The sequence below is a fragment of the Flavobacterium psychrotrophum genome (assembly GCF_003403075.1).
Taxonomy (GTDB): domain Bacteria; phylum Bacteroidota; class Bacteroidia; order Flavobacteriales; family Flavobacteriaceae; genus Flavobacterium; species Flavobacterium psychrotrophum.
This window is the reverse complement of sequence record NZ_CP031557.1, coordinates 4,433,718-4,457,531: the sequence shown is the minus strand read 5'-3', so window position 1 is coordinate 4,457,531 and position 23,814 is coordinate 4,433,718. Positions and strand designations below refer to the sequence as shown.

The following is a 23,814-nucleotide window of genomic DNA, read 5'->3' as shown; positions in this document are numbered from 1 at the left end:
TTTGCACACAATTTCGTTATGCTTACATGTTAAGCATTGAACTGTAATAATTATTGAAACATATTCAATAAAAACCATTAAAATAAATATTATTTAATTTTTTTAACAATTGTCTTTGCCGTGTCATTATTAATTTTACCTTTGGACATTATTAATTTTTTTTATTGCAACAATGCGAACAGGCAAAGTAAAATTTTTTATTGAATCTAAAGGTTTTGGATTCATTACAGACGACGAAACAGGCAAAGATATCTTTGTTCACGCAACAGGACTTCGTGTAGAAGGTCTTCGTGAAGGCGACAAAGTAAGCTATGTTGAAGAAGAAGGAAAAAAAGGTAAAGTAGCAGCTCAGGTTGCCGCGCTTAATTAATATATAGTTAGCATACCTGATTTACAGTACAGCCACTCCTTACAGGGTGGCTTTTTCTATTAAAATACTATCATATTACCAACAGCATACCACATAAGCCTGCAATTCTCAAACAAAACAACACACAAACAACAAAATCATCAAACTTAACGAAAACGTTATTTTTACAAAGTTATTTAGAACCAATAAAAATTAACCACCCCTAAGTTTATCTCTTTAGCAAAGCCGCTTTTAGTTAAATAATGACGTGTATATTTGTGAAATTGTTTTCAGTTATACACACAAATTATGCAGACAAGCCAGGTAGATTACTTCCCTATATTCATGCAGGCGGCATTAGCCGTAGGCTTTGTGGCCAGCACCATTTTTATTTCAGGCAAGCTGGGCCCTAAGCGCAACTCTGTAAATAAAGACAAAAATTTTGAGTGTGGTATAGAGTCGGTAGGTAATGCCCGTATACCTTTCTCGGTTAAATATTTCCTTGTAGCCATACTTTTCGTTTTGTTTGACGTAGAAGTTATCTTCATGTACCCATGGGCGGTAAACTTCCGCGAAATGGGGTTTGAAGGCCTTGCTAAAATGGGCATCTTTATGTTCCTGCTTATCGTTGGTTTTTTCTATGTAATGAAAAAGAAAGGCCTGGAGTGGGAATAATATCGGGGTATACTTTTTGAAGCATATACCTGATAATCAAAATTAAAATTACTATGAGCAATTCATCAGACATAAAATTGGTTGACGCACCAGAAGGTGTAGAAGGCCAGGGATTTTTTGCAACAAAGCTGGACAGCGTAGTGGGCTTAGCCCGTGCTAATTCACTTTGGCCGCTTCCGTTTGCTACCTCTTGCTGCGGTATCGAATTCATGGCTACCATGGCATCGCATTATGACGTGGCACGTTTTGGTTCTGAGCGTATGAGTTTTTCTCCGCGCCAGGCCGATATGCTGCTTGTTATGGGAACCATCGCCAAGAAAATGGCACCTATCTTAAGGCAGGTATACGAGCAAATGAGCGAGCCTCGCTGGGTTATAGCTGTAGGTGCATGTGCATCATCGGGCGGTATATTTGACACCTATAGTGTGCTTCAGGGTATTGACAAGGTTATCCCGGTAGATGTTTACGTACCCGGATGCCCGCCAAGGCCGGAGCAGATACTGGACGGCGTTATGAAACTGCAGGAAATTGTAAAATCAGAGTCGGTACGCAGGAGAAGTTCTCCGGAGTACCAGGAATTATTGGCTTCTTATAACATTACATAAGCATGGCTTTAGAATCAGCTGTAATAGAAGATAAACTAACCGGTGCCTTTGGCGACAATGTTTCCGGTTTTGTTCAGATAAAAGATATACTTTCTTTTGAGGTGCAGGCAGATAATGCCAATGCTATATTGCAGTACCTTAAGGAAGACGCACTTTTGCGTTTTAACTTTCTTACCGATGTGTGCGGGGTACACTACCCTGACAACGAAAAAGAAAGGCAGTTTGCTGTGGTATACCACATGCACAACTGGATGGATAATGTGCGCATTCGCGTAAAGGCATATCTTAACGGCGACACACCGGAAATAGATACTGCTACTAACCTGTTTCTAGGTGCTAACTGGCAGGAACGCGAAACATACGATTTTTACGGCATCATTTTTAAAGGGCATCCTCAGCTTAAACGTATATTGAATATGGATGAGATGGAGTCGTTCCCGATGCGTAAAGAGTTCCCGATGGAAGATGGCGGCCGTACCGATAAGGATGACCGTTTCTTTGGACGCAGTACAGACAATGCACTAAATTTTTAACCGGCAATAAGTTTTATAAAACATGTCAGACCTGTTATTACCACCTGAGGAGCGCTATGCCAAGATCATTAAGCAAAGGCAGAATGAAGACGGCAGCGAACTCGCTATACTAAACCTGGGTCCTACCCACCCTGCCACACACGGCATTTTCCAGAACATACTTTTGATGGATGGAGAGCGCATAGTAGATGGCGAAGGTACCGTAGGCTACATTCACCGTGCTTTTGAAAAAATTGCCGAAAACAGGCCATTTTACCAGATAACCCCGCTTACTGACAGGATGAACTATTGCTCATCGCCCATAAATAACATGGGCTGGTGGATGACCCTGGAGAAAGCACTTGATATAGAAGTACCCAAGCGTGTACAATACCTTAGGGTTATTGTTATGGAGCTTGCCCGTATTGCAGACCACATTATCTGTAACTCTGTACTGGGTGTAGATACCGGTGCACTTACAGGCTTCCTGTATGTTTTTCAGTACCGCGAAAAAATATACGAAATTTACGAAGAAATATGTGGTGCCCGCCTTACTACAAACATGGGCCGCATAGGAGGCTTTGAAAGGGACTGGAGCCCTGCTGCCTTTAAAAAAATAAACGACTTTTTAGAAGAGTTTCCACCAATATGGACGGAGTTTGAAAACCTGCTGATGCGTAACCGTATCTTTATGGACCGTACTATAGATGTGGGCCCAATATCTGCCGAAAGGGCTATGAGTTATGGCTTTACCGGCCCTAACCTGCGTGCTGCCGGTATAGATTATGATGTGCGCGTTATGCAGCCGTACAGCTCTTACGAAGATTTTGAATTTGATGTTCCTGTAGGAAAATCAGGTGACACCTACGATAGGTTCTGCGTGCGCAGTGCTGAAGTATGGGAGAGCATCAAGATAATAAAACAAGCCCTGGCAAAACTGCCTGAAGGCCCGTTCCACGCTAATGTGCCCGATTATTACCTGCCACCAAAGGAGGAAGTGTACACAAACATGGAAGCGCTTATATACCACTTTAAAATTGTGATGGGCGAAGTACCGGTTCCTAAAACCGAAGTATACCATCCGGTAGAAGGCGGTAACGGCGAACTTGGCTTTTACCTGATTACAGATGGCAGCCGCACACCGTTCAGGCTACACTTCCGCAGGCCGTGTTTTATATATTACCAGGCATTTAATGAAATGGTAAGGGGGCAAATGCTTTCTGATGCCATTGCCACACTGTCTAGCTTAAATGTTATTGCAGGAGAACTGGACGCATAGATTATTTTGAATTTTATATTTTGAATTTTGAATTACCTCACTGGCACTCAGGGTTCACACAACGATAGAAGAAACGTTTTTGATACATGAATTTGGATTAGGTTTTAAATCATCATTTAAAATTTACAATTCAAAATTCAAAATAGAATAAAGAGATGGAGATTAGTCACGCACATCAGGAAATAAATATAACACCTGCCTTACAGGCCAGGATTGATGAGCTATTGAGCCACTACCCTGCCGATAAGCGCAAGAGTGCCCTGCTACCGGTACTGCACGAAGTACAGGATGCACACGATAACTGGCTTAGCATACCACTACAGGATAAAGTTGCTGAGATCATTGGTATTAAGCCTATAGAAGTATACGAGGTGGTTACATTTTATACCATGTACAACTCTAAGCCTATAGGTAAATATATGCTTGAGTTTTGCAGGACGTCTTGCTGCTCAATTCGTGGTGCAGAAAACCTGATGGACTATACCTGTAACAAACTGGGTGTTAAAGAAGGCGAAGTAACGCCGGATGGGCTATTTCAGGTTGTAGGCGTTGAGTGCCTTGGTGCCTGTGGTTATGCACCTATGCTACAGTTGGGCGATTTTTATAAGGAGAAGCTTGACCCTGAAAAGGTTGATGCTCTTATAGAAGACTGCCGCGCCGGAAAAATAGATTTACATAAACTGACCATTACGCAATAAACAATGGGACAAAAGATATTATTAGAGCACGCTAATGTACCGGGTATAAAAACCTATGAGGTATACCGCAAGCACGGTGGCTACCGCTCTGTAGAAAAAGCGCTTAAAAGCATGACACCGGACGAGGTGGTGGAAGAAGTAAAAACCAGTGGCCTTCGCGGGCGTGGTGGTGCGGGTTTCCCTACCGGAATGAAATGGAGCTTTATCGATAAAAAATCGGGTAAGCCAAGGCACCTTGTTTGTAATGCAGATGAGTCTGAACCGGGAACGTTTAAAGACCGTTATCTTATGGAGTACATACCTCACCTTTTGATAGAGGGTATGATTACTTCTAGTTACGCACTGGGTTGTAACCTTAGTTACATCTACATTCGTGGCGAATATATGTGGGTATTCCGCATTCTTGAAAACGCAATTAAAGAAGCCTATGCCGCAGGTTGGCTGGGTAAAAATATAATGGGTACCGGCTGGGATCTTGACCTTCATGTGCATTGCGGTGCAGGTGCTTACATTTGTGGTGAGGAAACTGCACTTATTGAGTCGCTTGAAGGCAAAAGGGGTAACCCGCGCATCAAGCCGCCATTCCCTGCTGTTAGTGGCCTTTGGGCTAACCCTACCGTGGTAAACAATGTAGAATCTATTTCTGCTGTGCCTTGGATCGTGAATAACACCGGCGCTGAGTATGCTAAAATAGGCATCGGGCGTTCTACGGGTACCAAACTATTTTCTGCATCAGGACACTGTAAAAACCCTGGCGTTTATGAAATAGACATGGGCATGACGGTAGATGAATTTATGAATTCTGACGAATACCTTGGCGGTATGATGAACGATCGTCCGCTTAAAGGATTAATACCGGGAGGCTCATCTGTGCCTATTCTTCCTGCGCACCTTATTTATAAGACCGCTGCCGGCGAAGACCGTTTAATGACTTACGAATCGCTTGCCGATGGAGGTTTTGCAACAGGCTCTTCATTAGGGTCTGGAGGTTTTATCGTGTATAACGATACTACCTGCGTAGTGCGCAACACCTGGAACTTTAGCCGCTTTTACCACCACGAAAGCTGTGGGCAGTGCTCACCATGCCGCGAGGGTACCGGCTGGATGGAAAAAGTACTGCACCGTATAGAAACCGGTCACGGCCGTGAAGAAGATATTGACCTGCTTTGGGACATACAGCGCAAGATAGAGGGTAATACCATATGCCCGCTGGGCGATGCAGCAGCATGGCCGGTGGCAGCAGCCATACGCCACTTTAGGGACGAGTTTGAATACCACATCCGTTTCCCTGAAAAAATAAAAAACCGCGACCACTTTGTTGACGAACCTTTTGAGAAGGTAAGACACCTGGTAGCTAAACAAGCAGTAATTTAAGTTTTAAAAGTTATAATGTTGAAAGTTGTAAAGTTCCTGACGGGCTATACTTTCAACCAAAAAATAAGAAGCTGAATACAGTGCGGTGTTTGAGGGTTTAACAAAACTTTTAAACATTAAAACATTCAACTTTCAAACAAGAATAAAATGAAAGTAACAATAGACGGCCAGGAAATAGACGTAGAACCGGGGACCACCATCCTGCAGGCTGCGCGCAAAATAGGCGGCGAAAGCGTTCCGCCAGCCATGTGCTATTATTCAAAACTTAAAGGGAGTGGCGGTAAATGCCGTTGCTGTCTTGTAGAGGTTTCTAAAGGTAGTGAAGCCGACCCACGCCCTATGCCTAAACTAATGGCATCTTGCGTTACCGGCTGTATGGACGGTATGGAGGTTAAGAGCATTTCATCTGAAAGGGTTGTAGATGCACGTAAATCGGTTACCGAATTCCTTTTGATAAACCACCCGCTGGATTGCCCGGTATGCGACCAGGCCGGTGAGTGCGACCTGCAAAACCTTAGCTTTAAGCACGGTGCTGCCAAAACGCGCTTTATTGAGGAAAAACGTACCTTTGAGCCAGAAAATATAGGGCCAAACATACAACTGCACATGAATCGTTGTATTGTATGTTACCGTTGTGTAATGACAGCAGATCAGCTTACAGATAATCGTGTACATGGTGTACTTAACCGTGGCGACCACTCGCAAATATCAACAGCTATTTCTAAGGCAATTGATAATGAGTTTTCGGGTAATATGATCGATGTGTGTCCTGTAGGTGCACTTACTGATAAAACATTCCGCTTTAAGCAAAGGGTTTGGTTTAACAAGCCATACAATGCACACCGTAACTGTACCAAATGTTGTGGCAAAACCACCCTTTGGATGTTTGGTAACGAAATACAACGTGTTACTGCCCGTAAAGATGAGTACCACGAAGTAGAAGAGTTTATTTGTAACGAATGCCGTTTTGATCATAAAGAAGTTGCTGACTGGGTTATTGAAGGGCCACGCAAGTTTGAAAAAGACTCGGTTATCAACGCAAACAACTACACCCGTAAGATAGAGCCGGTACACATTGAAACCGAGAAACATATTTTACTGGGACGCGAAAAAGACCGTAAAAAGATAAGTATGCCTGCCATTCCGCTTAAGGCCGCAGAACAGGAAGTATATAAAAAAGGAAACGTATAAAGGGTTGACGGTTGATGGTTACTAGTTGCCGGAAGCTTCCTCAACTTTAAACCTTCATACTTTAAACTTTTAACTAAAGAAAGATGGATCAAGCTATTATTATAGAAAAAAGCATTTTTATTGTGGTAATTTTTGCCATAACAATGCTTTTTGCCATGTATGAAACCCTTGCTGAGCGTAAATTAGCGGCATGGTTACAAGACCGTATAGGCCCTAACCGTGCAGGTCCGGGTGGTATTATGCAGCCACTGGCAGATGGTTTAAAACTATTCTCTAAAGAAGAGTTTTTTCCTAATACCCCAAACAGGTTCCTGTTTATTATGGGGCCGGCCATATCTATGAGTACCGCACTTATTACAAGTGCCGTTATACCATGGGGCGATAAGCTGCACATCTTTGGCCGCGACGTTATCCTTCAGGCTACAGACATCAACATTGGTATGCTGTATGTGTTTGGTGTACTTTCTATAGGTGTTTATGGCATCATGATAGGCGGATGGGCTTCTAACAACAAATTCTCGCTGATGGGTGCCATGCGTGCGTCATCACAAATGATATCTTACGAGGTTGCTATGGGTCTTGCCCTTATTGCACTTGTTATGATGGATGGTTCGCTAAGCCTGCGCCACATTGCCGAAGGGCAGCACGGCTGGAGGTGGAATGTCCTTTACCAGCCGGTAGGTTTCCTTATATTCCTGGTATGTTCGTTTGCCGAGACTAACCGTACCCCATTTGACTTAGCAGAATGTGAGGCTGAGCTTATAGGTGGTTACCACACAGAATATTCTTCAATGAAAATGGGCTTTTACCTGTTTGCAGAATATGCCTCTATGTTTATATCGTCTGCAATACTTGCCATCCTGTACTTTGGTGCTTATAACTATCCGGGTATGGACTGGGTTGCTGAAAACTGGAGCGCTAACGCATCAAGCATTATCGGTATAGGTGTACTGTTTATAAAGATATGTTTCTTCATATTCTTTTATATGTGGGTACGCTGGACGATTCCACGTTTCCGTTATGACCAGCTGATGAAACTGGGCTGGAAAATGCTTATTCCACTGGCTATTGCTAACATTGTTATTACTGCTGTAATTATCCTTTTAGCAGACCAGGCTTAATTAAAATTTGATTGTGATACATGACTCCCTTTTTGGGAATTAAAGAATAATACAATGTCTATAGAAACCATATCATTATCGGGACGCAAAAAGGAGGTTTCCAATAAAAAGATGACCTTTATGGAAAGCCTTTACCTTGTGGCAATTGCCAAAGGTTTATGGATTACCCTGGGCCACCTTTTTACGCGCAAGGTTACCATTAAATATCCTGAAGAAACACGTGAGCTTAGCCCCGTATACCGTGGCCAGCATATGCTGATGCGCGATGACGAAGGCCGTGAGCGCTGTACTGCCTGCGGACTGTGTGCCCTGAGCTGCCCTGCCGAAGCCATTACTATGAAGGCCGAAGAGCGCAAGCCGGATGAAAAACACCTGTATCGTGAGGAGAAATATGCTTCTATATATGAAATAAACATGCTGCGCTGCATTTTTTGCGGCCTGTGTGAAGAAGCGTGCCCTAAGCAGGCCATATACCTTACTAAAAGCCGTGTAATGGTAAAATCTAACAGTAACAGGGAAGATTTTATCTTTGGTAAAGAGAAACTGGTAATGCCGCTTGATATGGCTATTAATAACACTAAACCCCAAATGGCTAATTAGTGATGCTAACATTATTCTACATATTATCGGCCATAACACTGGGAACGGCTTTTTTAACCATCCTTAGTAAAAACCCTATACACAGTGCCATATATCTTGTACTGTGTTTCTTCTCTATTGCAGGGCATTATCTTATGTTCAACGCGCAGTTTCTTGCCATGGTGCACGTAATTGTATATTCGGGTGCTATCATGATCCTGATGCTTTTTACCATCATGCTTATGAACCTCAATAAAGAAGGCGAAAAAAACAAACCACTGCTTTCACGCCTTGCTGCTGCCGGAGCTTTCGGAATATTCGGGCTTATACTTATTGCTGCATTTATTAAATCGCAGCCTGTTATTACTAAATACGAAGTTTCAGGGCAGGATTACCAGTCTATTAACGTATTGGGTAAAGTATTGCTAAACGACTATATGATACCGTTTGAATTTGCATCTGTACTGCTTTTAGTATCGATGATAGGCGCGGTATTACTATCTAAAAAAGAACACATCAACAGCTAATATGGAAAATATATTACAGCAAATTGGCATTGAAAACTACCTGTACCTTTCGGCACTGCTATTTAGCGTAGGCGCTTTTGGGGTACTTTTCAGGAGGAATGCCATCATCATGTTCATGTCTATAGAGATTATGCTAAATGCGGTAAACCTGCTGCTTGTAGCTTTTTCTACGTACCACCAGGATGCTGCGGGGCAGGTATTTGTATTCTTCTCTATGGCTGTGGCTGCTGCCGAAGTAGCTGTTGGCCTTGCCATACTTGTAGCCGTGTACCGTAACCTGAACGGCATTGACATTGATAACTTAAAGAACCTAAAAGGATAACGCCTGATGGATAATAATTTGGCCTTACTACTCTTGTTTGTACCCTTTGCAGGGTTCCTGATCAACATTTTCTTTGGAAAGAAACTGGGGCACAACGCTCCGGGATGGCTTGGCACAGCTGCCGTAGCCGCTGCTTTCGCAGTAACGCTTACTTTCTTTTTGCAGGTACTCGCTACTAAAGAACCTGTTATCATTAACCTTGGCCAGTGGCTTACACTTGCTAACTTTACCGTTGATTTCAGCTTCCAGCTGGATCAGCTTTCACTACTGTGGTTAATGTTTGTTACCGGTATTGGTACACTTATCCATATGTACTCTATCAGCTATATGCACGATGACGAGAACGTGCACAAGTTCTTTGCTTACCTTAACCTGTTTATCTTCTTTATGATAACGCTGGTAATGGGCAGCAACCTGCTTATTATGTTTATAGGCTGGGAAGGTGTTGGGCTTTGCTCTTATCTGCTTATTGGATTTTGGCATAAAAACCAGGATTATAACGATGCGGCAAAAAAGGCATTTATAATGAACCGTATTGGCGACCTTGGTTTCCTTATCGGTATCTTTATCCTTGCTTATCTTTTCCACACTACAGAATACAGTGTGATAGAAGCAGAAATTGCTAACGGCTGGGTATATAATAAAGAACTATTGAGTACTGCAATGCTGTGCCTGTTTATAGGTGCGTGTGGTAAAAGTGCACAATTGCCTCTATACACCTGGTTACCGGATGCGATGGCAGGCCCTACGCCGGTATCTGCACTTATACATGCTGCCACCATGGTTACCGCAGGTATATTTATGATAACTAGGCTAAACTTTTTGTTTAACCTTACACCGGAAGTACTTGAAGTTATAGCTGTAGTAGGTGCATTAACAGCACTTGTAGCAGCCGCAATAGGCCTTGTACAAACCGATATTAAAAAAGTACTGGCATACTCTACCGTATCACAGCTTGGGCTTATGTTCCTGGCATTAGGTTGCGGTGCTTATGAAATTGCTGTTTTCCACGTAATAACACACGCATTCTTTAAAGCATGTTTGTTCCTTGGTTCAGGATCTGTTATCCACGCGCTGCACGGCGAGCAGGATATGCGCAATATGGGCGGGCTTCGTAAGGTTATGAAAATTACCTTTGGCACCTTCCTTATTTCTACGCTTGCAATATCAGGTTTACCACCATTCTCAGGCTTCTTCTCAAAAGACGAAATATTAATGACGGCGTTTCACCACAACCCTGTGCTGTGGGGTATTGGCTCATTAGCTTCTATAATGACGGCGTTCTATATGTTCCGCCTGCTATACCTTACGTTCTACAAAGACTTTAGGGGTACAGAAGAGCAAAAACACCACCTGCACGAATCGCCTGCGCTTATTACCTTCCCACTTATAGTGCTTGCATTGCTTGCACTTGTAGGCGGTGCTATAAGCCTGCCGGGAGCCAGCTGGTTAAACGAATATCTTGCGCCTGTAATGGCTGCCCCTGCGGCACACCACGAACTGGGTAATGAAGAATATATGCTTATGGGCATAGCCGTAATAGGCGCGCTTATAGGTATAGGCATTGCTTATGCCAAGTACATGAAAAAAGGCGAAGTGCCACCGGCAGATAAAGAATTTGCAGGCCTTGCCAATGTACTGTACAACAAATTATATGTTGACGAAATTTATACTGCCATAATTGTAAAGCCTCTTTACGCCATAGGCAGCTTCTTTAAAAATGTTACCGAAGTAGCCATCTCGGGATTAGTGTTTGGCTTGGGCAAACTTGCCGTTACCCTGGGTGGTGAAGGCAGGACTCTGCAAAATGGCAGCGTAGGATTCTACCTGCTGGTATTTGTATTGGGTGTTTGTTCTATAATAGGCTATATTTTTCTGGCAAAATAATTTATACTGATGGACGTATCATTTATACTGGTTATTTTACTTTTTGGAGCTGCGGCTACCTGGTTTGTGGGCGATAAGCTTGCTTCTAAAACGGCATTGCTTTTTAGCACAGCCGCATTTGCAGCTACGCTGTATATTATTTACCGCTACAGCCTGGGCGAAGGTGTTAGCTTTCATGCACAATGGCTTACCAGGCCGCTTGTAGTCTTTGGGCTTCAGGCAGACGGGCTATCGTTGACTATGGTGGCACTTACTACCGCTCTTACACCTATTATCGTGTATTCTTCTTTTGGTAACCTGTTCCCTAAAACAAGCACTTTTTATGCGCTAATTATGTTCATGGCCTTTGCCATGGTGGGCTCTTTCCTTAGTGTAGACGGTTTTGTTTACTACATATTCTGGGAACTTTCACTTATCCCTATTTACTTCATTGCACTTATATGGGGTGGTGGCGATGCCGAAGAACGTAAAAAAGCAGTTATCAAGTTCTTTATATACACCTTTGCAGGGTCGTTATTTATGCTGGTAGCATTTATCTACCTGTACCAAAAGGCACACTCGTTCCTTAACCTGCAACTGTATTCTACGATACTTAGTGCAAAAGAACAAACCTTTATTTACTGGGCGTTCTTTCTTGCTTATGCTATCAAGACACCTATTATACCCTTCCATAGCTGGCAGGCAAATACCTATCAAAAAGCTCCGGCTGTGGGTACCATGCTGCTTTCGGGCATTATGCTTAAAATGGCACTTTACAGCATTGTGCGCTGGCAGCTGCCTATTGCACCGTTTGCCGCAGAACAATATAAATATATTGTAGTAGGCCTGTGTATTGCGGGTGTTATATATGGCTCTTTACTTGCCCTTAGGCAAACCAATATTAAAAAAGTGCTTGCTTACTCATCATTAGCACACGTTGGCCTTATTGCTGCCGGTGCTTATACGCTTACTCTTGATGGTATTCGTGGGGCATTCCTGCAAATGATAGCACACGGTTTTGTAGTTGCCGGTGTTTTCTTTGCCGCAGAGATAATAGAACGCCGTTATAAAACACAGGACATTGCAGAGATGGGCGGTATCCGTTCTCAGGCGCCTAAGTTTGCATCTATGTTCATGATCCTGGTGCTTGCATCAGTAGCGCTACCGGGCACATTTAACTTTGTAGGAGAATTTGAAGTACTGTACAGCCTTGCGCAGGTGCACATTGCCTTTGCAATAGTAGGTGGTACAACCATAATACTGGGCGCATTCTATATGTTAAGAATGTACCAGCAGGTAATGCTTGGTGAAACAAATGCAAAACCTTTTGCCGATGTAACCTTTGGCGAAGGCCTGGTATTTGTGCTTATTATAGCCGTGCTTATAGGCTTTGGCCTTTACCCTAAGCCAATATCTGATATTGTGCTTCCGGAGATACAAAAGATTTTAGTGTACATAAACCGATATAATTAATAATGGAAATATTAATAGCTATTACAGGATTAGGTATTTTATGCCTTATAGCTGAGATTTTTAACCTGAGGAAAGCCATTGTTCCCGTTACGGTAACAGGACTTCTTGCTGTGTTTGTTTATGTAGGCTTAAAAGTAACAGGAGTCAGCGCTGAGTTGTTCCCGGGATTTGGCTTTGACGAAAAACAGTTCTACAACATGTTTGTTACCACAAAATACGGGTTAGCATTTAGTGGGCTGTTTATATTGCTTACCGCATTTTTAGTAACACTTACTCCCGACTTTCAAAAAGAACACAAACCAAAGATATCAGACTTTGTTGCCATAAAACTTTTTCTACTTACGGGTGCCATTGCAATGGTAACGTTTGGTAACCTTTCTATGTTCTTTCTTGGTATCGAGGTACTTTCAATAGCATTATATGTGCTTGCAGCAAGCGAACCTAAAAATGTAAAAAGTAACGAAGCCGGTATGAAATACTTCCTAATGGGAGCATTTGCATCGGGCTTTATACTCTTTGGTATTACGCTTATATATGGTGCAACAGGTTCATTTGATATTCAATTCATCAACTCGCTTGACCGCGACACTATGCCTGCATGGTTTAGTATGGGTACCATACTGTTAAGCATTGGCCTTATGTTTAAGATTGCTGCAGTGCCTTTTCACTTCTGGGCACCCGATGTTTATGAAGGTTCTCCTGCGCTTACAACAGCAACAATGAGTACCCTTGCAAAAGTTGCAGCCATGGCAGCCTTCTTTAAGCTTGTAGTAACATTAAATCCGCACCTGCCGGGCTTCCTTACAACAATAAATGTTGTGGCCGTACTGTCTATGATAGTAGGTAACCTCATAGCCCTGAAACAAACAAATGTAAAACGTATGCTTGCGTTTTCAGGTATATCTCACGCAGGTTATATGATGTTGTCGTTTCAGTTTATGAGTGTTACAGCAGCCGAAAGCAACCTGTTTTATTATGCTACAGCTTATGCTTTAGCCGGAATAGCAGCCTTTGCAGTACTACTTGCTGTATGTGGCAATAAGGGCAACGAAGAAATATACAGCTTTAATGGCCTGGGCAAAACACATCCGTTACTGTCTGCAATACTTACCGGCTCATTCCTGTCTATGGCGGGTATCCCTATTTTTGCAGGGTTCTTTGGTAAATTCTTCCTTTTTGCGCAGCTGCTTGATAAAGGTACATTAAGTTCGCAGAGCAATACAGCAACCTTAACCCTAATAGTGCTTGCAGTAATAAGCTCTATAATTAGTGTTGGCTATTACTTTAAGGTAATACTTGCTATGTATACTAAAGAAGCTACCGAAAAAACGGAACCTGCACCTATAGCTTATAGTACTGTTGCAATTATAGCTATTGTGCTAAATATTGCTATTGCACTATATCCTGACGCACTACTTTCTTTGATAGGATAAATATTCCGGATATTATATAAAATAAATGAGGCGCTATATGGCGCCTCATTTATTTTATATAATATCGTATTTTTAGCAGATGACTATTACCATCCTTCTTTAAAACCGTCTTTAAGCGCTTCTTTATACCGCTCAAGGTTAAACTTGTAGAGGTTAGGCGCTTTGTGCGCACCTCCCTTACGGGTACCCTCCTGCTTATCAAGAATATTATAAGCCATCATCTTACGATAAAAATTTCCGCGATTAAGGCTTTTGCCTAATATTATCTCATAAAGCTTTTGCAGCTCAGGCATGGTAAATTCTTCGGGAAGCAATTTATTCCCTACAGGCTTATAGTTAAGCTGCCTGCGCAGTGTTATAAGCGCCTTGTCTAAAATAGCACGATGATCCATTACCATACCGGGCAGGCTGTCTACATCCATCCATTCACAGGCGTCGCTATACTCATCTATAACAGGTGTAACATCTGTATAATCTACCAAAGCGTAAAATCCTACCGATACAAAACGTTGTGCGTGCCATTGTCCATGCGGATAATCTTTAAAAAAATCGCCTACCCTATCCAGTTCATCAAACACTCTAAACTGTTGCAGATAAATGTTTGTAGCACCTGTACGTTCGGTCAAAATACGGTCAGCGGCTTTTTTCATTACCTCATCTTTTCCCATATAACCTCCCGGTAATGCCCAGCCGTCTTCCTGGCCCTTCATGCGTACTAAAAGTACCTTAAGCGATGCCTCATGAAAACCAAAGACAACACAGTCTATCGATATATGCGGTAAGTAATTTTGATACAACTCAGTACTGCGCTGTATCAGGATGTCTTTCAATTCCATATTATATATTTCCTGAACCCCAAATAAAATTGTTTTTTAGCTGATAATGAAATTTTTGGCGTGTTTTTTTGTTTTAAGCAATATCACAATGCAAAAAGCTACGCAAATACTGGCTTTACACGAAAATTAAATCAATTTACAGGCTCTCATTAGCAACGGCAACAAAAAGACTTTAGCAAATCAACAAAAAAAAGAGAAAAACTCATATAAACGCAATAATATTCCTACATCGTTTTAGTAATCAGGTTTTTTATCTTAAAAATCAATCGGTTTATCACATTATTTAACAATTTAGCTATATATGTTAAAATATTTTATTATGTTTACAACTCTAACCAAAAAGGTAAGACCTTAAGAGTCAAAAACATTACGGGATAAAATGGTTTTTGACCCGATTTTAAAAAGTAAAATAAGTAGTGCTATTTTAAACGAAAGGAGGCATCGCGCGTGGTAACGTGAGCCTCCTTCTTTTATATATAAAACATCTATGTAAAAAACTATACTACGGTATATCCGCCATCTGCAATAAAATACCCGCCAGTAGTAAAAGATGATTTATCTGAACTTAGAAAAGCAACGAGGTCTGCTATTTCCTGAGGGGTACCCAGGCGGTTCATCGGCGCTTTTGCGGCTATGGCTTTCATGGCGTTTTCATCAAGGTTAGCACTAAGCAAAGGCGTTTCTATATAGCCCGGCCCTACAGCATTACACCTTATGTTTTTTTGTCCGTATTCGGTTGCAATATTTTTGGTAAGCCCTACCACACCATGTTTAGATGCTGTATATGCCACACTGTTTGGCGCAGCTACAGTACCGTGTATCGAGGCAATGTTTACAATATTACCTCCACCATTTTTTTCCATTTGCTCTAACTGGTAGCGGCACGCATAAAAAACACCGCTAAGGTTAAGCGCAATTACCTTATCCCAGCCATCAATGGTATATTCGCCTGTTGGCAATGCAGGGCCACCTATGCCCGCATTATTACAGGCAACATCAAGCCTGCCGTATTTTGCTACGGTTTCTTCAACAAACTTTTTATTATCTTCCGGCTTGCTGGAATCTCCTTTTATAAAAAAAGCAACACCGCCGGCAGCTTCTATCGCTTTTACAGTTTCGCTGCCGTGCTCTTCATTTACATCGGCTATAACTACTTTTGCGCCTTCAGCGGCATATGTTTCGGCAATTGCACGGCCTATGCCAGAGCCACCGCCCGACACAAAAGCCACTTTACCTGCTAATAATGACATGATTCAATTATTTAAAATTATATACTAAAGTTACGAATAGATTATTGCTTAATAATGAAGCGAAACCGATTTAATCTTATTTTAACACTACTCGTCGTTTAATTTAAGCAATATGGCGTTAGCTGTGGTTTCAATTGCCCACGGCACAGATTTTTATATACATTTGACAGCAAATTCAGCACGATGTTCGAGGTGTTTAGCAGCTACTTAAAAGATAAGGCTGCCTTTACGGAAGAAGACCTACAACAGGTTAAAAAAGTTTGTAGCTATCGTTCGCTTGCAGCTAACGAAAAACTTATTACAGAGGGTGATCTTTGGGGCCATAATGCCTTTGTGTGCAGCGGGCTTACCCGCGGATACCGCACAGGTTTAGATGGAAAGCCCATTACTATTAATTTTTCTCCGGAACATTACTGGACCGGAGATCGTGAGGGACTGCTTACCGGAAAACCTTCTACCGTAAATGTAGAAGCGCTTGTGCCTACCCAACTTGTACTGATAACCAAAGATGATTTTGACAGGCTGTGTGTCAACCTTACGCCTTTCAGCGAATTTATGACCACATTAATACAGCGCAACCTAAGCGCATACCAAACGCGAATGGCCGAAACCCTAAACTTTAACGACGAAGAAAAGTTTGCTGCCTTTATTGCAAAATTCCCTACTGTGTTACAACGCGCTCCATTAAATACCATAGCTACTTACCTTGATATGGAATGCAAGGTCTTATCTTATTTAATTAATAGATTATTATAACATAAAATCCTACATTACTAAAAACCGTACAGCTAATTTTTTCGTAAATTTGGCTAAAGCCAAAATCAGTCATGGTAAATAACTTTAAAAAATATCTGCTTGAAAAAGAAGATTATAGCGAAGCCGAACTGCAACAAATAGCAGCGGTTGCAACCGTTGTTGATTTGCAGGCCGGAGAAATTCTTTTTACAGAGGGCAGCTTGTGGCCATACAATGGTTTTGTGTGCGGCGGGCTGCTTGTAAATTACACCACTGATGGCGCAGGTATAGAAAAAACGCTGAGTTTTGCGCCCGAATTATTTTGGGCAGGCGACCGCAACAGCCTGCTTACGGGCACACCCATTCCGTACAGTGCACGTGCACTCGAAACAACACGCCTGGTACTAATAGAACATAATGAACTGGAAAACCTACGGTTTAAAATACAGCGGTTTAATGATATGATGAACCTGCTAATACAAAAATTCATCGAGGTTACTACACGCAACATACTTGATAATATGATATTTTCTGATGAAGAAAAATATTCCAGACTTATTACTAAGATACCCACATTAAACGAACGCGCACCGCGACAAATGATAGCTTCCTGCCTCAATATTACGCCTGAAGGGCTTAATCATATTATAGATGGCATGCCGTGGCAACCCGGTTCTGCTATATAGCCTAACACAACTATAAGAATTAAATAAAATATTCAGAATATAATCTTATATTTTATAGCTAATGTATACCTTTGCAGGTATGTATGCACTAATTGACTGCAATAACTTTTATGCCTCATGCGAGAGGGTTTTTCAGCCGCAATGGCAGGAGAAGCCTGTTATTGTGTTGTCTAATAATGATGGATGCATTATATCGCGAAGTGAAGAGGCTAAAGCACTGGGCATACCCATGGCTGCGCCGGAATTTAAGATTCGTACACATTTAAAACAGCACAAAGTAAAGGTATTTTCCAGTAATTATTCGCTTTATGGCGACCTCAGCCAACGTGTTATGGGTATTATGCGCACTTTTACTCCAAATGTTGAAGAATACAGCATAGACGAGGCCTTTCTTGACCTTAACGAAATAGCAATTACAAATCATCATGCCTACGGACAGCAAATGCGTGAAAAAGTATTGAAGTGGCTCAGCCTGCCCATATGTGTAGGTATAGCACCCACTAAAACGCTGGGAAAAGCTGCAAACCGCATTGCAAAGAAATACCAGGAACACACCGGCGGCACTTATGTTATGGATACAGATGAAAAACGCCTTAAAGCGCTTAAGTGGCTTAAGGCAGAAGACGTTTGGGGCATAGGAAGACGTATGGCAAAAAGGCTTAAGGCGAAAAATATACTTACAGCATACGACCTCATACAACCACACTGGCACGACTGGATAAAAAAAGAATGGGGTGTGGTAGGACTACGTTTAAAAATGGAGCTTGAGGGCATACCCGCCATAGGCGATGGTGCTGTTCCTGAAAGTAAAAAGAGCATTGCTACCACCCGGAGCTTCCCGAAACAGCTTACCGATTATGACCTGATACGCGAACGCGTAAGTACCTTTGCAACCGTTACTGCCGAAAAACTGCGCAAACAAAATTCCTGCTGCCATATGGTTATTGTAATGCTGGTAGCCGACAAACACAGTATAGACGACCCAAAGTACCACTACAGTAAAGGCATTACACTACCCTTTGCTACAAACTCTGCGCTTACTATAAGCACCGTTGCCGTACAGCTGCTTAAAGAAATGCTGGCAGAAACCAATACGGTAAGGTTTAAAAAGGCCGGGATAATTGTTACAGAACTTATTCCGCAGGATGCAAAACAGCTTAACCTGTTTAACAACGAAGACCCTCGACACCTTGCCCTGATGAAAGCTATGGACAAGGTAAATGAGAAGAACGGCAAACGCATTGTGCGCTTGGCCACACAGGCTGCCAAAACCTGGGACATGAACCAGAAAATGCTTTCGCCCCGCTATACTACCGATATTAACGAAATACTTACAGTGCAATGCCGGTAAACAGTAACAAGCCAAGGCTGAGCATACATCCGGCAGAAACGGATAGCCTTATCGAACTTCCTTTGTTTACGCACGGCGTGTCAGCAGGATTTCCATCGCCCGCGCTCGATTTTATGGAGTATAAGATCGACCTCAACAAATACCTAACCCGCAATGCACTAAGCACTTTTTACATAAGAGTATCAGGACATTCTATGATAAATGCCGGCATAGACGATGGCGACCTGCTTGTTGTAGACCGCAGCCTTGATCCTGCCGATGGCCGAATAGCCATTTGCCTGATAGATGGGGAGTTTACTGTAAAACGCCTTAAGTACACACCCGACGGATTATTGCTGATGCCCGAAAACCCTGCCTACCAACCCATAGCGGTTACCGACCAAAATCAGTTTGTTCTGTGGGGACTGGTTACTTATGTGATTAAAAAAATAATATAAAAAATCCCTGAAAGCAGCAGCCTCCAGGGATAGGTAATAAAAGTGGTGTGTGTATTTTTATGGATTAAGCACATCAAAGCGTGCCTTAAGTACTTCGGGGCCGCCGTTAGCCATATCAGTACTGTGCATATATGTAATCTCTGTTTTGCCCTGCTCAAGATCGGCAAAAACGCTATCGATAAATCCGCTAACGGGAGGAAACTGACTGTGTATGCCCGTACCACCAAGATCAGTATCCAGTGCCGGCGGTATAAGCTCTATTACTTCGATACCTTTACCTTTTAACATATAACGTGTACTTAGTGTAAACGAATGGAAGAACGCCTTAGTAGCACTGTACACCGCAATTTTACTGGCAGGTACAAACGCAAGGCCCGATGTAACGTTAACCAGCGTTTTAAGCGATGGCAATTTGGCAAACAGTGCCGTAAGGTGCAGTGGCGCTTCAATGTTAGTTACAATTTCGGCAAGGGCACGATCCAGGAAGTCGGCATCAGAAACGTCCATCCAGTTCTGGATACCGGCGTTGTTAATAAAGGCTTCTAAGTCTGCATGGTTTTCAGCTACCCAGTCGTACAATTCTTTGCGGCTCTCCTTGCTACTAAGGTCGGCTGTTTTTGCAACAACCTTACCCGGATATTTTGCGGCAACCTCATCTAACAGTTCGGCACGGCGGCCAACAATTATTACGGTATTGCCCAATGATACAAAACGTTCTGTAAGACCCAGGCCAATGCCGCTGGCACCACCTGTTATTAAAATTTTGCTGTTTGTAAGTTTCATTTTTATTGTAATTTTTTGATACAACAAAGTTGCGAAATCTATAAAATGCAGCATTTGCGAATATCAATCTAAAATTTGCAAAATTCAAACCAACATGTAAGCTTTACCACAAGGAGTACAAGGTTTTTCACGAAGAACACAAAGCTGTCTCATTATCTTACGGCGTTAAAGAGCACAAGGCTTTTTAAATCTAAACTATACCCTGAAGCCTGCGGGCGACAGCGTAGTTTCTTTCTTAAAGAAGTTAGAAAAATGCGCCACCTCTTCAAACCCCAGTGAATAGGCTATTTCGCTAATATTCCAGTCCGTTTGGCGGAGCAGGATCTTGGCTTCCTGCACAATACGGTTCTTGATAAGTTCGGTAGTGGTTTTACCCGTATGTTCTTTAAGTACTTTATTAAGGTGGTTAACGTGCACGGCCAGTCGTTCGGCATAGTCCTTCGCGGTACGCAGGCTTAGCTTTTGCCCTGACGACGCTATGGGAAACTGACGCTCCAGCAACTCAGCGAACAATGATGCTGTGCGCGACGATGATGTATTTGCTGTATACAGTGCAGTATCGGGCTGTAGCTTTTGCCCGTAGTGAATAAGCTCCATAAGGTAGTTGCGCAGCAGGTCGTACTTATAGGCATAGTTACCGGAAAGCTCTTTGTACATTTTTTCAAAAATGGCTCTAATATCCTCCGCTTCAGTATCGCTAAGCATAAACACGGGGTAACCTCCCGGCGTGAAAATTGGCAGGTCATCCAGTACTACACCGCTTTTGCTTTGCACCAAAAACTCCTCAGTAAAAATACAAAAGTATCCGCCCTGCTCTTCATCCAACGGAAGCCAGCGATACGGTAGCCGTGGCGTGGCAAACAGCAGTGCGTATTTGTCTATCTCTATTTCCTTATCGGCATACTCGGCACGGTGGCGACCGGTAATAAAGCTTATCTTATAGTACAGCCTGCGGTTATAGGGCATAAAGGGTTTTTTGCGGTACTGGGCCACAATCTCGCCTACGTTAAACACGTTAAAATGGCCTATTTCTTTACTGATGCCCTCCGGCAGCAGGCCGCCGCCTGCCCCTCTGCCTTTATGGAATTCTTTGCTGTAAAACTGTTCGAGTGTGGTGCTGTCCATTTTTAGGAAAATTTGTAAAAATCAAAGGTAGAAAAGTTTTTCAAGTGCATAACACGAGATCGCGCGGATTTGTAATCCGTGCCATTACACCAATAAAGTGATACATAAATTAAGCACGGATTACAGATACGCGCTATCGCATGAGCATAGTCAGACCATCCCCCTCTTGATGGCGCGGATTTATAATCTGTGCCCCCTAGAACAATGTGAAAAATTAAGCACGGATCACAGATCCGCGCTATCTACCGGAAATATATAACCCATTAAATTCAATCCCTCTTGATGGCGCGGATTTGCAATCCGTGCCTCACTTTTCAAAACAAATCAAGCAATATGACTTCCAGATCATTATCAAGTTCTGCATAGTTACGAGCTGAACTGAAATAATAGTCTTCAGGATTTGCTACTATTTTTTCAACAACCGGATTGTTATGTATATAATGAATCTTTTGTTTTAAGAACCAATTTGACTGTACAATTTCGGCATGGTAACCATCCTGCCATACTTTAAATTGTTGCGGTCTTTTAAGATGTTCGCACGCATCATGAAAAAATTTCAACAACCACTCCTTACGGCTCTCGGGCTCATCAATGACTGAAGCTACTATTTTCTTGGCTGTAAACTTTTTCAAATACCGCATTATATCGGCCACTATAACACCATCAGTAGCTTTACAAACCATATGAAGGTGGCTTGGCATAAGACAATACGCATATATTTCTAATCCCTTGTGCTTCTGACAATATTGCAGAGAATCAATAATGTTATATTTTTGATTCAGCCTGGTAAATACATCCACCCAACCAACAGTGGTAAGCGTAACGAAATAAGCCTCTTCAGTAGTTGGTGCTTTGTATTTGGTTGACATAAATATTGGTTTATGTAAAGATATTATTTTTCGCACGGATTGCAAATCCGCGCTATCGCATGAGATTAGTCAGATACAACGTTTACATCCCCCTCGGGATGGCGCGGATTTGTAATCCGTGCCTTAATAGCGCTTTTATACATTTAACCAAAAACAATATAAACATGTGGTAAGCAAGCACGGATCACAGATTCGCGCTATCGAACAGCAGCAGTCAAAGACGATGTTACAACTCCACGAGATGGCGCGGATTTGTAATCCGTGTCAAATTAAAGTTCTTCCAATTTTAACCCTAAAAATAATCCCCACAAAATCCCGACACCCTATTAATTTGTGCCGTACCTTTGGGTGAATCTGAAATTAAACCCTCCTAAAATGGATAATTTAGATGCCGCACGAATGCAAATGGCATTCACTCTCATCTTTCACATTGTATTTGCCTGTATTGGTATGGTAATGCCCTTTTTTATGGTATTGAGCCATGCGAAATGGTTAAAAACGCGCCGCCCTGAGTTCCTGACCCTTACCAAGGCATGGCAAAAAGGCGTAGCCATATTTTTTGTAACCGGAGCCGTATCCGGCACTGCCCTTTCGTTTGAACTTGGGCTGCTGTGGCCTGCGTTTATGAAGCACGCCGGCCCCATTATCGGGATGCCGTTTTCGCTGGAAGGCGCTGCCTTTTTTATCGAAGCACTGGCATTGGGCTTTTACCTCTACGGATGGAATAAGATACCCGAACGTTTTCACCTTTTTACCGGTGTTATCGTAGGTTTATCCGGAATGATATCGGGCATACTCGTGGTGTCAGCCAACAGCTGGATGAACAGTCCATCAGGGTTTGACTACGTTAACGGCGCGTTTCTTAACATCGACCCGGTTAAGGCATTTCTTAATGATGCCTGGTTTGCACAGGCGCTCCACATGACGCTTGCTGCTTTTGCCGCCACCTCTTTTGCCGTTGCCGGAATACACGCCTGGCAGATATACAAGGGGCGTAATACACTGGTGCACAAAACCGCTTTTAATATCGCTATTGTTTTTGGTGCTGTAGCGGCATTGCTGCAACCCCTGAGTGGCGACGTTTCTGCCAAGGACATTGCCTACCGTCAGCCTGTAAAGCTCGCTGCGCTCGAAGCGCATTACGAAACCGAAAAGGGTGCTCCACTATACATTGGCGGTATTGTTGACGAAGAAAACGAAACTGTTAGCCATAAAATAGAACTGCCAAAAATGCTATCGTTCCTGGCCTTTGGCGATTTTGATGCCGAAGTAAAGGGACTTAAAGATTTCCCAAAAGAGAATAGACCGCCCGTTGCCATTACGCACTACGCCTTTCAGGTAATGGTTAGCCTTGGCGGGTTACTGGTACTGGCAGCACTTGTCTACTTCATCAGCCTTAAAAAGAAGTCGTGGCAGGGCAGCAAACGCTACTGGCTATACTTTGCATTAATGGCGCCCGTGGGCTTTCTGGCTCTTGAAGCGGGATGGATTGTAACCGAAGTAGGCCGCCAGCCCTGGATAATCCATAACGTAATGCGCACTAAAGATGCCGTTACACCCATGCCGGGCATGATCTATAGCTTTTATATGTATGTACTGTTGTATGCTACCCTTACCGTAGCGGTTAGCTGGCTCATGGCCCGCCAGATAAAAGTGCTTAACCAAAGCCCTGTTTAAGATTTAGTAACGAACTAAAATTGTAAAAAAATTAAACCACATAGATACATAGCCAATAGCA

Annotated in this window: 25 protein-coding genes; 20 read left to right on the top strand and 5 right to left on the bottom strand. The window is 42.6% G+C overall.

What is annotated here, in order from left to right; all coding sequences use genetic code 11:
- Positions 1-172: 172 nt before the first annotated feature.
- The 15 genes from DYH63_RS19360 to DYH63_RS19290 all read left to right on the top strand — a co-directional run bounded on the left by DYH63_RS19360 (position 173) and on the right by DYH63_RS19290 (position 14,004).
- Positions 173-370, top strand: a complete 198-nt coding sequence (locus DYH63_RS19360; RefSeq protein ID WP_116790363.1) for a cold-shock protein — start codon at positions 173-175, stop codon at positions 368-370.
- A gap of 288 nt (positions 371-658) precedes the next feature.
- Positions 659-1,024 (top strand): NADH-quinone oxidoreductase subunit A, encoded by a 366-nt coding sequence (locus DYH63_RS19355; protein ID WP_116790362.1) that lies wholly within the window; start codon positions 659-661, stop codon positions 1,022-1,024.
- A gap of 53 nt (positions 1,025-1,077) precedes the next feature.
- Complete coding sequence (locus DYH63_RS19350; protein WP_116790361.1) at positions 1,078-1,629, top strand: NADH-quinone oxidoreductase subunit B; 552 nt, start codon at positions 1,078-1,080, stop codon at positions 1,627-1,629.
- A gap of 2 nt (positions 1,630-1,631) precedes the next feature.
- Complete coding sequence (locus DYH63_RS19345) at positions 1,632-2,162, top strand: NADH-quinone oxidoreductase subunit C (RefSeq protein WP_116790360.1); 531 nt, start codon at positions 1,632-1,634, stop codon at positions 2,160-2,162.
- 22 nt (positions 2,163-2,184) lie between these two features.
- Complete coding sequence (locus DYH63_RS19340) at positions 2,185-3,420, top strand: NADH-quinone oxidoreductase subunit D (protein ID WP_116790359.1); 1,236 nt, start codon at positions 2,185-2,187, stop codon at positions 3,418-3,420.
- A gap of 155 nt (positions 3,421-3,575) precedes the next feature.
- The gene (locus tag DYH63_RS19335; protein ID WP_116790358.1) at positions 3,576-4,118 is read left to right on the top strand and encodes an NADH-quinone oxidoreductase subunit NuoE family protein; all 543 of its coding nucleotides are present in this window, start codon (positions 3,576-3,578) and stop codon (positions 4,116-4,118) included.
- A gap of 3 nt (positions 4,119-4,121) precedes the next feature.
- Positions 4,122-5,492 (top strand): NADH-quinone oxidoreductase subunit NuoF, encoded by a 1,371-nt coding sequence (gene nuoF, locus DYH63_RS19330; protein ID WP_116790357.1) that lies wholly within the window; start codon positions 4,122-4,124, stop codon positions 5,490-5,492.
- A gap of 147 nt (positions 5,493-5,639) precedes the next feature.
- On the top strand, positions 5,640-6,683 hold the full coding sequence (locus DYH63_RS19325; RefSeq protein WP_116790356.1) for an NADH-quinone oxidoreductase subunit G: 1,044 nt from the start codon (positions 5,640-5,642) through the stop codon (positions 6,681-6,683).
- Positions 6,684-6,766: 83 nt separating this feature from the next.
- Positions 6,767-7,804, top strand: coding sequence for an NADH-quinone oxidoreductase subunit NuoH (gene nuoH, locus DYH63_RS19320; RefSeq protein ID WP_116790355.1), 1,038 nt, complete (start codon positions 6,767-6,769; stop codon positions 7,802-7,804).
- Between the two features lie 54 nt (positions 7,805-7,858).
- Positions 7,859-8,404, top strand: a complete 546-nt coding sequence (gene nuoI, locus DYH63_RS19315) for an NADH-quinone oxidoreductase subunit NuoI (RefSeq protein WP_116790354.1) — start codon at positions 7,859-7,861, stop codon at positions 8,402-8,404.
- Between the two features lie 2 nt (positions 8,405-8,406).
- Positions 8,407-8,910 carry an NADH-quinone oxidoreductase subunit J family protein gene (locus DYH63_RS19310; protein WP_116790353.1) on the top strand — a complete coding sequence of 168 codons (504 nt, stop codon included), beginning with the start codon at positions 8,407-8,409 and terminating at the stop codon, positions 8,908-8,910.
- Between the two features lies 1 nt (position 8,911).
- Positions 8,912-9,232, top strand: a complete 321-nt coding sequence (nuoK, locus tag DYH63_RS19305) for an NADH-quinone oxidoreductase subunit NuoK (RefSeq protein ID WP_116790352.1) — start codon at positions 8,912-8,914, stop codon at positions 9,230-9,232.
- Positions 9,233-9,238: 6 nt separating this feature from the next.
- On the top strand, positions 9,239-11,119 hold the full coding sequence (gene nuoL / locus DYH63_RS19300; protein WP_116790351.1) for an NADH-quinone oxidoreductase subunit L: 1,881 nt from the start codon (positions 9,239-9,241) through the stop codon (positions 11,117-11,119).
- Between the two features lie 9 nt (positions 11,120-11,128).
- Positions 11,129-12,571, top strand: coding sequence for a complex I subunit 4 family protein (locus DYH63_RS19295; RefSeq protein ID WP_116790350.1), 1,443 nt, complete (start codon positions 11,129-11,131; stop codon positions 12,569-12,571).
- A gap of 2 nt (positions 12,572-12,573) precedes the next feature.
- The gene (locus DYH63_RS19290; RefSeq protein ID WP_116790349.1) at positions 12,574-14,004 is read left to right on the top strand and encodes an NADH-quinone oxidoreductase subunit N; all 1,431 of its coding nucleotides are present in this window, start codon (positions 12,574-12,576) and stop codon (positions 14,002-14,004) included.
- Between the two features lie 86 nt (positions 14,005-14,090).
- Here the strand turns inward: DYH63_RS19290 and DYH63_RS19285 are convergent, their stop codons facing one another.
- Together DYH63_RS19285 and DYH63_RS19280 are read right to left on the bottom strand one after the other, a co-directional pair.
- Entirely contained in the window at positions 14,091-14,840 is a 750-nt protein-coding gene (locus DYH63_RS19285; protein ID WP_116790348.1) for an NUDIX hydrolase, read from the bottom strand.
- A gap of 497 nt (positions 14,841-15,337) precedes the next feature.
- Positions 15,338-16,090: an SDR family NAD(P)-dependent oxidoreductase gene (locus DYH63_RS19280; RefSeq protein WP_116790347.1), complete on the bottom strand. Its 753-nt coding sequence runs from the start codon at positions 16,088-16,090 to the stop codon at positions 15,338-15,340.
- 183 nt (positions 16,091-16,273) lie between these two features.
- Here DYH63_RS19280 and DYH63_RS19275 point away from each other — a divergent pair, with 183 nt between their 5' ends.
- The 4 genes from DYH63_RS19275 to DYH63_RS19260 all read left to right on the top strand — a co-directional run bounded on the left by DYH63_RS19275 (position 16,274) and on the right by DYH63_RS19260 (position 19,299).
- The gene (locus DYH63_RS19275; RefSeq protein WP_116790346.1) at positions 16,274-16,846 is read left to right on the top strand and encodes a Crp/Fnr family transcriptional regulator; all 573 of its coding nucleotides are present in this window, start codon (positions 16,274-16,276) and stop codon (positions 16,844-16,846) included.
- Positions 16,847-16,917: 71 nt separating this feature from the next.
- Positions 16,918-17,511 (top strand): Crp/Fnr family transcriptional regulator, encoded by a 594-nt coding sequence (locus DYH63_RS19270; RefSeq protein ID WP_116790345.1) that lies wholly within the window; start codon positions 16,918-16,920, stop codon positions 17,509-17,511.
- Positions 17,512-17,590: 79 nt separating this feature from the next.
- Complete coding sequence (locus DYH63_RS19265) at positions 17,591-18,862, top strand: Y-family DNA polymerase (protein WP_116790900.1); 1,272 nt, start codon at positions 17,591-17,593, stop codon at positions 18,860-18,862.
- Positions 18,853-19,299 (top strand): LexA family protein, encoded by a 447-nt coding sequence (locus DYH63_RS19260; protein WP_116790344.1) that lies wholly within the window; start codon positions 18,853-18,855, stop codon positions 19,297-19,299. Before DYH63_RS19265 ends, DYH63_RS19260 begins: the two co-directional genes overlap by 10 nt.
- A 57-nt stretch (positions 19,300-19,356) precedes the next feature.
- Here DYH63_RS19260 and DYH63_RS19255 read toward each other — a convergent pair whose 3' ends face one another.
- The 3 genes from DYH63_RS19255 to DYH63_RS19245 all read right to left on the bottom strand — a co-directional run bounded on the left by DYH63_RS19255 (position 19,357) and on the right by DYH63_RS19245 (position 22,076).
- On the bottom strand, positions 19,357-20,082 hold the full coding sequence (locus DYH63_RS19255) for an SDR family oxidoreductase (RefSeq protein ID WP_116790899.1): 726 nt from the start codon (positions 20,080-20,082) through the stop codon (positions 19,357-19,359).
- A 195-nt stretch (positions 20,083-20,277) separates the two neighbouring features.
- Positions 20,278-21,207 carry a helix-turn-helix domain-containing protein gene (locus DYH63_RS19250; protein WP_116790343.1) on the bottom strand — a complete coding sequence of 310 codons (930 nt, stop codon included), beginning with the start codon at positions 21,205-21,207 and terminating at the stop codon, positions 20,278-20,280.
- A gap of 314 nt (positions 21,208-21,521) precedes the next feature.
- Entirely contained in the window at positions 21,522-22,076 is a 555-nt protein-coding gene (locus DYH63_RS19245) for an REP-associated tyrosine transposase (protein ID WP_116790342.1), read from the bottom strand.
- A 375-nt stretch (positions 22,077-22,451) separates the two neighbouring features.
- On the opposite strand from DYH63_RS19245, the gene DYH63_RS19240 reads away from it, so the two are divergent.
- Positions 22,452-23,753, top strand: coding sequence for a cytochrome ubiquinol oxidase subunit I (locus DYH63_RS19240; protein WP_116790341.1), 1,302 nt, complete (start codon positions 22,452-22,454; stop codon positions 23,751-23,753).
- Positions 23,754-23,814 lie beyond the last annotated feature (61 nt).

Bases quoted from the DNA above. Each gene is read 5' to 3' on its own strand.
- DYH63_RS19360 (WP_116790363.1), top strand. From the start codon at position 173: ATGCGAACAGGCAAAGTAAAATTTTTTATTGAATCTAAAGGTTTTGGA.
- DYH63_RS19355 (WP_116790362.1), top strand. From the start codon at position 659: ATGCAGACAAGCCAGGTAGATTACTTCCCTATATTCATGCAGGCGGCA.
- DYH63_RS19350 (WP_116790361.1), top strand. From the start codon at position 1,078: ATGAGCAATTCATCAGACATAAAATTGGTTGACGCACCAGAAGGTGTA.
- DYH63_RS19345 (WP_116790360.1), top strand. From the start codon at position 1,632: ATGGCTTTAGAATCAGCTGTAATAGAAGATAAACTAACCGGTGCCTTT.
- DYH63_RS19340 (WP_116790359.1), top strand. From the start codon at position 2,185: ATGTCAGACCTGTTATTACCACCTGAGGAGCGCTATGCCAAGATCATT.
- DYH63_RS19335 (WP_116790358.1), top strand. From the start codon at position 3,576: ATGGAGATTAGTCACGCACATCAGGAAATAAATATAACACCTGCCTTA.
- nuoF (WP_116790357.1), top strand. From the start codon at position 4,122: ATGGGACAAAAGATATTATTAGAGCACGCTAATGTACCGGGTATAAAA.
- DYH63_RS19325 (WP_116790356.1), top strand. From the start codon at position 5,640: ATGAAAGTAACAATAGACGGCCAGGAAATAGACGTAGAACCGGGGACC.
- nuoH (WP_116790355.1), top strand. From the start codon at position 6,767: ATGGATCAAGCTATTATTATAGAAAAAAGCATTTTTATTGTGGTAATT.
- nuoI (WP_116790354.1), top strand. From the start codon at position 7,859: ATGTCTATAGAAACCATATCATTATCGGGACGCAAAAAGGAGGTTTCC.
- DYH63_RS19310 (WP_116790353.1), top strand. From the start codon at position 8,407: ATGCTAACATTATTCTACATATTATCGGCCATAACACTGGGAACGGCT.
- nuoK (WP_116790352.1), top strand. From the start codon at position 8,912: ATGGAAAATATATTACAGCAAATTGGCATTGAAAACTACCTGTACCTT.
- nuoL (WP_116790351.1), top strand. From the start codon at position 9,239: ATGGATAATAATTTGGCCTTACTACTCTTGTTTGTACCCTTTGCAGGG.
- DYH63_RS19295 (WP_116790350.1), top strand. From the start codon at position 11,129: ATGGACGTATCATTTATACTGGTTATTTTACTTTTTGGAGCTGCGGCT.
- DYH63_RS19290 (WP_116790349.1), top strand. From the start codon at position 12,574: ATGGAAATATTAATAGCTATTACAGGATTAGGTATTTTATGCCTTATA.
- DYH63_RS19285 (WP_116790348.1), bottom strand. From the start codon at position 14,840: ATGGAATTGAAAGACATCCTGATACAGCGCAGTACTGAGTTGTATCAA.
- DYH63_RS19280 (WP_116790347.1), bottom strand. From the start codon at position 16,090: ATGTCATTATTAGCAGGTAAAGTGGCTTTTGTGTCGGGCGGTGGCTCT.
- DYH63_RS19275 (WP_116790346.1), top strand. From the start codon at position 16,274: ATGTTCGAGGTGTTTAGCAGCTACTTAAAAGATAAGGCTGCCTTTACG.
- DYH63_RS19270 (WP_116790345.1), top strand. From the start codon at position 16,918: ATGGTAAATAACTTTAAAAAATATCTGCTTGAAAAAGAAGATTATAGC.
- DYH63_RS19265 (WP_116790900.1), top strand. From the start codon at position 17,591: ATGTATGCACTAATTGACTGCAATAACTTTTATGCCTCATGCGAGAGG.
- DYH63_RS19260 (WP_116790344.1), top strand. From the start codon at position 18,853: ATGCCGGTAAACAGTAACAAGCCAAGGCTGAGCATACATCCGGCAGAA.
- DYH63_RS19255 (WP_116790899.1), bottom strand. From the start codon at position 20,082: ATGAAACTTACAAACAGCAAAATTTTAATAACAGGTGGTGCCAGCGGC.
- DYH63_RS19250 (WP_116790343.1), bottom strand. From the start codon at position 21,207: ATGGACAGCACCACACTCGAACAGTTTTACAGCAAAGAATTCCATAAA.
- DYH63_RS19245 (WP_116790342.1), bottom strand. From the start codon at position 22,076: ATGTCAACCAAATACAAAGCACCAACTACTGAAGAGGCTTATTTCGTT.
- DYH63_RS19240 (WP_116790341.1), top strand. From the start codon at position 22,452: ATGGATAATTTAGATGCCGCACGAATGCAAATGGCATTCACTCTCATC.